Below are 9,935 nucleotides of genomic sequence, written 5' to 3' on the forward strand. Positions count from 1 at the left end.
TTAGCAGTTGACCGCATCAATTCGCAATTAAGTCATGCAAAAGTACCTGCATAAATTTTAAAAACGATAGTTTTTACATCGGAGCAATCTAAGCTCTTGAAAAAATCGAATTATGAAATTGATTCAAATACCTGCGATTATAAATACCCGTCAATTGGTCAACATTCGACAATTTCTCTAGGTTTTCATTCATCATAATCAACTCTTCTTGCTTCTCTTCAATTTCAAAGTGCAATTTCTCTAATGCTTCATACGCTGCTTCTTTTTGTTTTAATGCTTCTTGAACGGAGCTTTGTGCATATTTCAATTCACTTTCGTAATTCGCACGTTGATCGATGCGAATAAATGCACAATCCACGTAGATAATTGACTCTTCTTCAAATTTACGTGCATTTAAAATATAGGGATGAGATTCCCCATCCTCATGAAGTAATTTTAAAATCAACTCTTCCACACGTTCTTGAATTGAGATTGTCGGATAGAAATAAGAGTGAAAAATAAGCTTATTTACTTTAGATAAAAGTATTTCAAAATGATAACCAATGAGCTGCTCATGCTTTTTGCCGAGCCATTTTAACATCGTTTCATTCACTGACAAAATAATCCCATCGATATCAAGTGTCATAAAACCGCATGGTGCGTGTGCAATCCGATCCAATTGATTATTCATGACCGTTCAAAAATCCTTTGATTAATTCGACTGTTTCTCGCGGATGGCTAATATGCGGGTAATGTCCCTTCGCTTCCATATGAGCCAACTCATTATTCGGAATATGTTCATGCAAGTATTCGCCAATATGCGCTGGTACAATACTATCTTCTGCACATTGTAAAATAAGTGTTGGTGTTGTTAACTCGCCTAAACGATTACGATAATCTGAGAAGAATGTTACTTCAGCAAATTCGCGTGCGATTTTTGGATTCGTAGATACGAAGACATTTTCCAAATCTGCTTTTAGATGTGCAGGTGCATCTGCGCCCATCCCTACTGGAGCCATATAACTCGCCCAACCAGTGAAGTTCATCTCCATCATCTCAAGTAATTCTTCTACATCCGAACGTTCGAAACCACCTTTGAAACCATCCTCCATATTTAAATAGCATGGCGATGGACCAATCATAATTAATTTAGAGAATAGTTCTGGCTTTTCAATTGCTGCCAACATCCCGATCATTGAACTAATAGAGTGTCCAAATACAATGACATCTTTTAGATTCAGATATTCGATCACCTCTACTAAATCTTGTTTATACCCATCAAGTGAATTGTACTTTTCCGCATTATACGCAGTGAGATCTGATCCCCCCGCTCCAACATAGTCAAAAACAATGACTTTGTATTGCTCAGCAAATGCTGGCGTAATGTATTGCCACATACTTTGTTCGCAACCAAAGCCATGCGCGCAAACAATTGCCTGCTCCCCATTACCATAAATTTTTACATTATTTCTTTTCAAAAGATCCATCCGAACCCTCTCCATTCTTACTTTCCTTGTCGATAAAGTTCCTTCGTCTTAAATCCGAGCGATAGAATCTCCTTCATCTCTTGGCGTCTTTTCTCTCTCGTTGCCTCTTGTTTTGCACTGTATACATATCTTGCCCAATCTTTTTTATAGCCGGATGTTAGCGATTGATAAAAGGCTAATTCCTTTGGTACATCAGCTAAATCTTCTTCGATTTTCGGTATGTCATCGATGTAATCCTTCACTCGTTGACTGGAAGCTGTTGATTTTTTTCGAACGGTCTGTTGTTTTAGTCCAACAATTATATAAATATCATCTAACTTCACCATACGCGAAAATTTCAATGAACTTCCCGGTACATAGCCTTCTGCATCAGTTTTGATACTCTTTAATATATCGTCACGATGAACATATGTTTTGAATTGTTTATTGTCTTTTTTAGGATATGCAATAAATACCCCTTTTCGTTCAAATGATGTCCACTTTTTACGTTTTCAATTGATTTTACTAGTTGCTCCAATGTCTCAACGAAGTCGAAAATCAAATCGTAACTACCATTTAGTGCTTCATCTACTTCTGTTAATTCCGTTAAATAGGGGTGATGCGACGGCCTGTTTAACACAGCCTTCTTGTCATATCCATGTAACTTTAATTTTTCTTCAATTGTTTTTTCCATAGAAAAACCACCTACCTCTTTTGATTAACAATAGTGTAGGTGGAGATTCTTATTTCGGCAAGTTTCTAGCCGAGCTTATTTAAAATTATACTTTGTAACGATTGGTTCACGACCATCGCGTACATCTGTATAATACTCTGTTAAGCAAATTCCGAGGAATGAACCAGATACATTATACACATTGGTGAAGCCACTGTTTTTCAATGCCATCACTGCATTATAACTTCTTTGTGCAGAACGACAATGCACATACACAGGGCGATCTGTCGGTACTTCTGCCATACGATCGCGAAGCTCACTTAATGGAATATTGATTGCGTTTTTAATATGACCATTTTCAAATTCCTTCACTTCACGAACATCTAAAAAAGTCGCGCCTTGTTCAAATAATGGACGTACATCCGTTATGTGGACTTGTTTGAAACGACCATATAAAATATTTGTCGCAACTAGTGCTGCCATGTTAACAACATCTTTTGCCGTACCGTACATCGGTGAATATGAAAGCTCAAGGTCTTTCAAATCTTCAAGCGTTCCATCCATTGTAATTAATGTCGCGATGACATCAATTCGCTTATCCGCATTCCCTTTACCAATCGCTTGTGCGCCAAGGATTTTCCCTGTAGGAACTTCATAGACAAGTTTAAAATGAAGTGGGTTACTTGAAGGCATTAAACCAACTTTATCTGGAGCAATAACATACACGCTATCCACTTGCATGCCCGCTTCTTTCGCTTCCTTCTCATTAATCCCTGTCGCTGCACAGTTGTAATCAAAAATTCGGATACTTGATGAACCGATGACACCTTTATTACGATTTGTAATACCATACATATGATCCGCTGCTGCACGCGCTTGTTTTTGCGCAGGCCCTGCTAAAGCTAAACGAACTGGCTTATGCAAAATACGGTGGTACACTTCAATCGCATCACCGACTGCATAAATTGAATCATCACTAGTAACATAGTTACCGTCTACTTTAATCGCGCCTGTAATACCCAACTCCAGTCCAGCATCTACTGCTAAATGTGTTTCAGGTGTTACGCCAATTGCTACTACGACTGCATCTGCAGCAATTACTTTACCAGAATCTAAATGAACTTTGCCTTCTTCAATTTTCGTTAAAGCGACTCCAGCTTCCAATGCGACTCCGTGGTCTAATAATTCCTTATGCATGATTTGCACCATGTCAAGATCATATGAAGCCATGATTTGATTTGAACGTTGAACGACCGTGACATTTTTGCCCGCTTTTCTCAAATTCTCCGCAACTTCGATTCCGATGAAGCCACCACCGATGACGGCGATATTTTCAACAGCTGCTAACTGTACATAACCTTGTAATTTTTCGATATCTACTACATTTCGAACGGTAAAAACGTGTGAGGATTTAATGCCATCAACGTTTGGTAATGTAGGGTGTGCGCCTGGTGAAAGGACGAGTTTATCATATGATTCTTCATATGTTTCCCCTGTCATCACGTGCTTCACAGTAATCGATTTATTTTGGCGATTAATTGCGACCACTTCTTGGCTAACACGCGCTGCTAAATTGTATTTCTTTTTAAATTGAACAGGATCCATCAAAATCAATTTCTCACTCGTTGGCACAATACCACTTAAATGGAATGGTAAAGAACAGTTTGAAAACGACACATGCGGCCCTCTTTCAAAAATAATTACTTCTGCTTGCTCATCTAAACGTCTAATACGTGCTGCTGTTGAAGCTCCCCCAGCAACGCCACCTACTACTAATACCTTCATATTCCTAAATCCTCCTCGTCATCTCATACCATTTACATTATACCCTTATAGGTATTAATTCAAGGAAAATAACTATTCTGCTTCGCGCTCTTTCTTCATTTCTTCTAATTCTTCGATTTGTTCTTTTGTTAATTGAATTAATTCCTTCGTACCTGCATCTACTTCACCTGGAGCTTCTAAAACTTCAAGCATTTCCTTTGCATCACCTAGCATTAATTCAATATTTTCTAATGATAATTTAGCCATTGCTAAACGCCTCTTTTCTAAACTTTATTCCCATACTATAGCTTACTTTTTTATGATTTTGTAGTAATTCAACCTACATTCACCATACTGTAATAATATTTAAAAATTATTTCGACATTTCGCAGAATTATCTGACCCTTTCATTTTTATCAATTCTGACGCTTTTACAAGGACCAATCCTCTGATAATGTATGACTATCATTTCAAAGGGAGAGATTGTTCATGCAAAAGGCTGTAAATTCAACATCTTCACGTATACATACGAACGACTTAATTATTACGGCAATGTGTATCGCACTTGTATTCGTCGCTACTTTATTTTTAAATATCCGTCTACCGATTTCAGTAAACGGCGGACTTGTTCATTTAGGAACAGCGATGTTATTCATCACGACATTATTATTCGGTCCGAAAAAAGGGATGATCATCGGAGCAGTCGGTATGGGGTTATTCGACTTATTCTCTGGTTGGACATTGTGGGCGCCATTCACATTCGTGACGCGCGGTTTACAAGCTTGGATTGTTGGTACAATCGCTTATTCAGCATACCGTAACGCGAGCAGCATCCCATTCAACGTAATGGGTATTCTAGCATCAGTTCCTGTCATGCTAGCGGGTTACTACTTATGTGAAGGGATTATTTTCGGCAACTGGATCGCACCTGCGACTTCAATTCCTGGTAACTTACTTCAAAATGCGGTTGGTTTAGTCATCGCTATTCCAGTTGTAGCAGCTCTTAAAAAACTACCAATGTTTAAAAATAAGTAAAAAAATAGCCGTTTCACAATCATGTAATTGTGAAACGGCTTTTTCTTATTCTTTCACTTGATCAATGAAATATTTCAAAATTCGTGCCGTTAATCCCCAAACTGTTTTTCCTTCATATTCATAAAACCATTCTTCCATTGAACGCGCGCGCCATTGATAGTCACGACCATTCGCCACTTTTTCATAAGGGAAATCCTCATTCGGCTGCGGCTGCATAGCGACTAGATGCATATAAGGTTCGTGCTGAAGTAACCAATTCAATGGTACTGTGAAAATTTCATCCACTTCATCTTTACTAACCGTATAACTCGTCTGATTCGGGATTATTGCCACAGTTGGATACACGACAAAGGTAGAAGACATAATAAGTGGTGGCAGTTGCTGAATAACATGAATATCATCTACCGAAACACCCAGTTCTTCATAGGTTTCACGAATAGCAGCTGCAACAACCGTTTCGTCGCTATCATCAATTTGACCACCTGGGAAGCTAATATCGCCTGGCTGCTTACGCATTTTGGACGAGCGAACTTCGAATAGAATATGCCAACCATCCTCTTTTTTTACGAGAGGAACGACCACTGCGGAACGAAACGCATTTTGTTCTCCTATAAAAAGTGGTTGCGGCTTCATTAAGTTCTGCTGAATTTTTCGTAGATCCATGATCATCATCCTCTTTACTGTAATAATTCTTCAATCCATTTTTGCACTTTCAATCCTTCATCAAATGGGATAATAAGTGCTTCTTTTCCATTTAAGTAATTCGCGCATGCTTGAAGTAAATTTTCATTTTCCTCAAAAACTTCAACAATCCGCAAATCATCTTCCACTGTACATTCCAATAATTCTGACCAATTTCGAATAATCATCGTTTTTTTAGAACCGAAGATTTTATATTCGATTCGTTCTTTTTGTGCCATATTAGATGCGCCATTCAATAGAAGCGGAATACCTGAATGTGTTTTAGCTAAAGCACTGACACTTACTTCGCATAATGTCGGATCTTCCTGATACATCGTTTCATGTGATAAAATGCCCAAATCACCAAATAGATGATGTGTTAATTGTAAGTAATGCGGGAAAATTTCGCGTATAAATCCACCTTGTTCCTTTGTCGCAATCCACGGATTTTGTTGCCAAGGACGTGGCCATACAGGGAAATGAGTATGTAATTCGATACGTAAAACATCACCCAATTCTCCTGCTGCTAAAGCATTTTTGAGGTAGCGAACTTCCGGACTATACATCATTGGGAAGTGCATCGCTGATTGAACATTGTAGCGCTCAATCGCCCCGACCATTTTCTCCCCCTGCTCATAATCATGCGCTAACGGTTTTTCAGATAGCACATTCAATCTTCTGGAAGCGATTTGCTCTGTCAAAGAAGCGTGACTAATAGGTGGTGTGCCAACATATATCCAGTCTGCACGTAGCGCTAGCAATTCTTCCATAGAAGTAACCGCTGGTACTTGATACTTCTCAACAATTTGCGCTAGACGATCTTGTTGCTCATCGAATACTGCGACAATTTCATATTCTTCTAAACCCAAAGCTTGATTAATGATTCTCTCACCGACGACCCCCGTGCCGATTATTGCGATTGTTGTCATTTCATACGCCCCTTTGTGTTGTGGATAAATAAAACCACCAGAAAGTTATGCACATGTGGATAAATTCTGATGGAAATTTTACTATTTAATAACTTTTGGTTTCGGATAGTCGAATCCTTTTGTATCAACTGTTACCGACTTCATTTTTTGCTCTTTCAACGGCTTATCAGAACCGTCCGTTTTCGTACTAACGATTTCATCTACTGCATCCATACCATTCGTTACTTTACCGAATGCCGCATAGTCACCATCTAATGATGAGGTTTCTGCCACCATAATGAAGAACTGAGAACCAGCTGAATCATTGCTTTGTGAACGAGCCATTGAGATTACGCCACGCTCATGTTTTATATTGTTTTCAAATTGATTATTTGAGAATTCACCTTTAATCGCATACCCTGGACCACCCATACCAGTACCATCCGGATCGCCACCTTGAATCATAAATCCTGGAATGACGCGGTGGAAAATTAAACCGTCATATGTACCGTCATTTGCTAAAGCAATAAAATTCGCTACAGTATTCGGTGCCACTTTTGGTTCTAACTCGATTTCGATTTTCTTGTCATTTTCCATTGTAATTGTTACGACCGGATTCTCCTTCACTTTTTCAGCATAGTTCTCCGTCGCTGGCTTCTCTTCTTTCTCTGCCTTGTCTTGATCCTTACTGTTCCCACATCCTGCAAGAACTGCAAGTAACGCCACACTTAACATGAATGCTAACCATTTAAATTTCACAAAAAACCCTCCAATAAAGTCAATATATTCTAGAAAAACTATACCATATTTCCATACTCTAAAACGTATTTGAAGCGACTTCATATTGAGTTCTCTCGTTAAAAATTTACGTCATTTCCGAATCTCTATGTGTGTGCTATGATATTGAAGCTAAATAGAACTTATAGAAATGAGAGAAGATCATGACCAGTCAAAAATTATCCAAGCAACATTGGTTTTTAATTTTAACACTAACTTTACTCACTTTTGTACTGGGTACAAGTGAATTTGTCATCGTTGGAATTTTAACAGATATTTCCTCAAGTCTTCATATTACAAACGCACAAGCTGGCACATTGATTTCAGCCTTTGCACTCACTTTTGCGATTGCTACACCAATCGTTATGGCATTAACAAGCCAATTTCCAAAAAGGAAGTGGATTTTAAGTTTAATCATCGTTTTCATCGGTTTAAACAGCTTATGTATTTTCGCTTCAAGTTATAGCGTACTCCTTGTATTGCGTATGCTTACGGCGATTGTGACAGGCGTTCTGATTTCACTTGCAATGGTTGTTGCAACTGAATCGATGCCTCCGCATAAGCGCGGAACAGCGATTTCATTCGTCTTCGGTGGATTTACGATGGCGAATGTCATCGGAGTTCCAATTGGCACATTATTAGCAGAACAATTCAGTTGGAACGCAACATTCATGCTAACAACTTCATTCGGTGTCATCGCCTTAATTACAGCTTTTAAAATGATTCCGAAAAATTTAAGTCAGACAAAAAGCTCGGTACGCGACCAATTTTCATTACTCGGAAATCCTCGTATTTTAATGGCATTTTTCATACCGGCATTAGGATTCGGTGCTACTTACACAGTCTTCACCTATCTTGTACCGATTTTAAAAGGAATGGAGATCGCTGCCGCTGCTATTAGTATTGTCTTATTCGCTTACGGTTTTATCTCGATTTTCAGTAATATTCTTGCTGGAAAAATCGCCGCAAAAAATGCCATTGGTCGCCTTCGCTTCGTATTTTTAATTCAAGCAGTCGTCCTTACTGCACTATTTTGGTCAACAGATCATTTCATTCTTGGTTTAATCAACATCGGTTTAATGTCACTCATGTCCGTACTATTAACGACTTCTACGCAACTATATTTAATTGACCTCGCAGAAATTTACAAACCGAGTGCAACTGGACTTGCTGCCTCACTAATGCCTGTCGCAAGTAATGTCGGCATCGCATTTGGTTCGGCAATTGGCGGGCTTGTTTACCACCAAAGCCACCTGCTCAATATTACGTGGGTAGCTGGAATTGTAGCTGTAGCCGCAAGTGTATTAACTGCCATTAGTTATTCATTAGATCAAAAAAGAAAAACTCTTTAAAAAACTTTACCCGATCACATAGACACTTTGAAAAAAGTTCACTGATCGGGTATTTTCTATTTAGTAGAGGAAAAAACTGCCGCCTGTATATTACAGACAGCAGCTACTTAATCATTTATAAAATGAATCCATTTTCGGGAGATATTTTTCCTAATGATTTCCGTCACGAACTTTAATCTGTTAGATCTAAACAAGAGGATGTGATTTATCCTTAAAATAAAGTATAGTTAGTATTTAATAACACAATCATTGATTAAGGATGTGGCAACATGCGTATTAATAAATATATAAGTGAATCTGGTAAGGCATCTAGACGAGGTGCTGATAAATTAATTACCGAAGGAAGAGTTAAAATTAATGGTAAACGCGCTACTATAGGTAGCCAAGTTGAACCAGGGGATGACGTTCAAGTAGATGGTAATGAAGTCCGAGTAGCAAGAAATAATGTCTATATTGCTTTAAATAAACCTGTGGGCATTACGAGTACAACAGAAAAAGGTGTAAAAGGAAATATTGTTGATTTAGTCAACCATCCATTAAGAATATTTAATATTGGACGCCTTGATAAAGATTCAGAGGGGTTAATTCTTCTTACGAATGATGGCGACATTGTTAACGAAATTCTGCGTTCTGAGAATAGACATGAAAAGGAATATATCGTTTCAGTAGATAAGCCAATCACGTCTGAATTCTTGAAGAAGATGTCAGAGGGTGTAAGAATATTAGACACAACAACACTTCCTTGTGAAGTTGTTCAATTATCAAAATTTGATTTTAAAATCATTTTAACACAGGGGTTAAATCGTCAAATTCGCCGTATGTGTGCTGAATTAGGATACGACGTTTACCGATTACAAAGAATTAGAATCATGAATATTCAAATAGGTAAACTTCCACCAGGTCAATGGAGAGATTTATCTAAGAAAGAGCGAACTCAATTATTTAGAGAATTAGACTATGAGCCAAAAGAATGGTAGAAACTATGGCACTTCAAGTCGAGATAGAATGATCATTGGATGAATATCCAACTAAACATACTCCTATGAATCATAGCTTATAAAACATATAATTTAATTGCTTAAATCTTAAGACCCCCCCTAAACTTGTAAAATGTACCCTATCAGATAGACACTTTGAAAAAAGTCCTCTGATAGGGTACTTTTGTTTATAATGAAAAAAAGATGTTGGAGCGGATTAGAATGACTAAATTATATTTTACTAGAGAACAACAAGAACAATTAAAATGTAATCCCAATGTACAAGCTGTAAGTGAAAAAGCAATTACATATACGGATGCATT

General features: G+C 37.9%; 10 protein-coding genes and 1 pseudogene. 3 read left to right on the forward strand and 8 right to left on the reverse strand.

The genetic code is table 11. From position 1 onward, the window contains the following. Positions 1-88 precede the first annotated feature (88 nt). From DF281_RS13725 to DF281_RS14790, 5 genes and pseudogenes are all read right to left on the reverse strand, one after another. Positions 89-670 (reverse strand): PAS domain-containing protein, encoded by a 582-nt coding sequence (locus tag DF281_RS13725; protein ID WP_109350833.1) that lies wholly within the window; start codon positions 668-670, stop codon positions 89-91. After that, on the reverse strand, positions 663-1,466 hold the full coding sequence (locus DF281_RS13730) for an alpha/beta fold hydrolase (protein ID WP_240605554.1): 804 nt from the start codon (positions 1,464-1,466) through the stop codon (positions 663-665). Before DF281_RS13730 ends, DF281_RS13725 begins: the two co-directional genes overlap by 8 nt. A 17-nt stretch (positions 1,467-1,483) precedes the next feature. After that, a pseudogene (locus DF281_RS13735) lies at positions 1,484-2,139 on the reverse strand (YdeI/OmpD-associated family protein). 75 nt (positions 2,140-2,214) lie between these two features. After that, positions 2,215-3,903 (reverse strand): FAD-dependent oxidoreductase, encoded by a 1,689-nt coding sequence (locus DF281_RS13740; protein ID WP_109350835.1) that lies wholly within the window; start codon positions 3,901-3,903, stop codon positions 2,215-2,217. A 72-nt stretch (positions 3,904-3,975) separates the two neighbouring features. Then, complete coding sequence (locus DF281_RS14790) at positions 3,976-4,149, reverse strand: hypothetical protein (protein ID WP_166636156.1); 174 nt, start codon at positions 4,147-4,149, stop codon at positions 3,976-3,978. 222 nt (positions 4,150-4,371) lie between these two features. Here DF281_RS14790 and DF281_RS13745 point away from each other — a divergent pair, with 222 nt between their 5' ends. Further along, positions 4,372-4,917 (forward strand): ECF transporter S component, encoded by a 546-nt coding sequence (locus DF281_RS13745; protein WP_109350836.1) that lies wholly within the window; start codon positions 4,372-4,374, stop codon positions 4,915-4,917. Positions 4,918-4,962: 45 nt separating this feature from the next. On the opposite strand, the gene DF281_RS13750 is transcribed toward DF281_RS13745, so the two are convergent. The 3 genes from DF281_RS13750 to DF281_RS13760 form a co-directional block, all read right to left on the reverse strand. Further along, the gene (locus DF281_RS13750) at positions 4,963-5,580 is read right to left on the reverse strand and encodes an NUDIX hydrolase (RefSeq protein ID WP_109350837.1); all 618 of its coding nucleotides are present in this window, start codon (positions 5,578-5,580) and stop codon (positions 4,963-4,965) included. 14 nt (positions 5,581-5,594) lie between these two features. Beyond that, positions 5,595-6,527: a Gfo/Idh/MocA family protein gene (locus tag DF281_RS13755; protein ID WP_109350838.1), complete on the reverse strand. Its 933-nt coding sequence runs from the start codon at positions 6,525-6,527 to the stop codon at positions 5,595-5,597. 81 nt (positions 6,528-6,608) lie between these two features. Continuing rightward, positions 6,609-7,241, reverse strand: a complete 633-nt coding sequence (locus DF281_RS13760; protein WP_109350841.1) for a peptidylprolyl isomerase — start codon at positions 7,239-7,241, stop codon at positions 6,609-6,611. A gap of 206 nt (positions 7,242-7,447) precedes the next feature. Here DF281_RS13760 and DF281_RS13765 point away from each other — a divergent pair, with 206 nt between their 5' ends. Both DF281_RS13765 and rluF read left to right on the forward strand, forming a co-directional pair. Beyond that, positions 7,448-8,635, forward strand: a complete 1,188-nt coding sequence (locus DF281_RS13765; RefSeq protein WP_109350839.1) for an MFS transporter — start codon at positions 7,448-7,450, stop codon at positions 8,633-8,635. A gap of 269 nt (positions 8,636-8,904) precedes the next feature. Next, positions 8,905-9,612, forward strand: a complete 708-nt coding sequence (gene rluF, locus DF281_RS13770; RefSeq protein ID WP_109350840.1) for a 23S rRNA pseudouridine(2604) synthase RluF — start codon at positions 8,905-8,907, stop codon at positions 9,610-9,612. The last annotated feature ends 323 nt before the right edge of the window (positions 9,613-9,935 follow it).

The sequence above is a fragment of the Kurthia zopfii genome (assembly GCF_003143955.1).
Lineage (GTDB): Bacteria > Bacillota > Bacilli > Bacillales_A > Planococcaceae > Kurthia > Kurthia zopfii.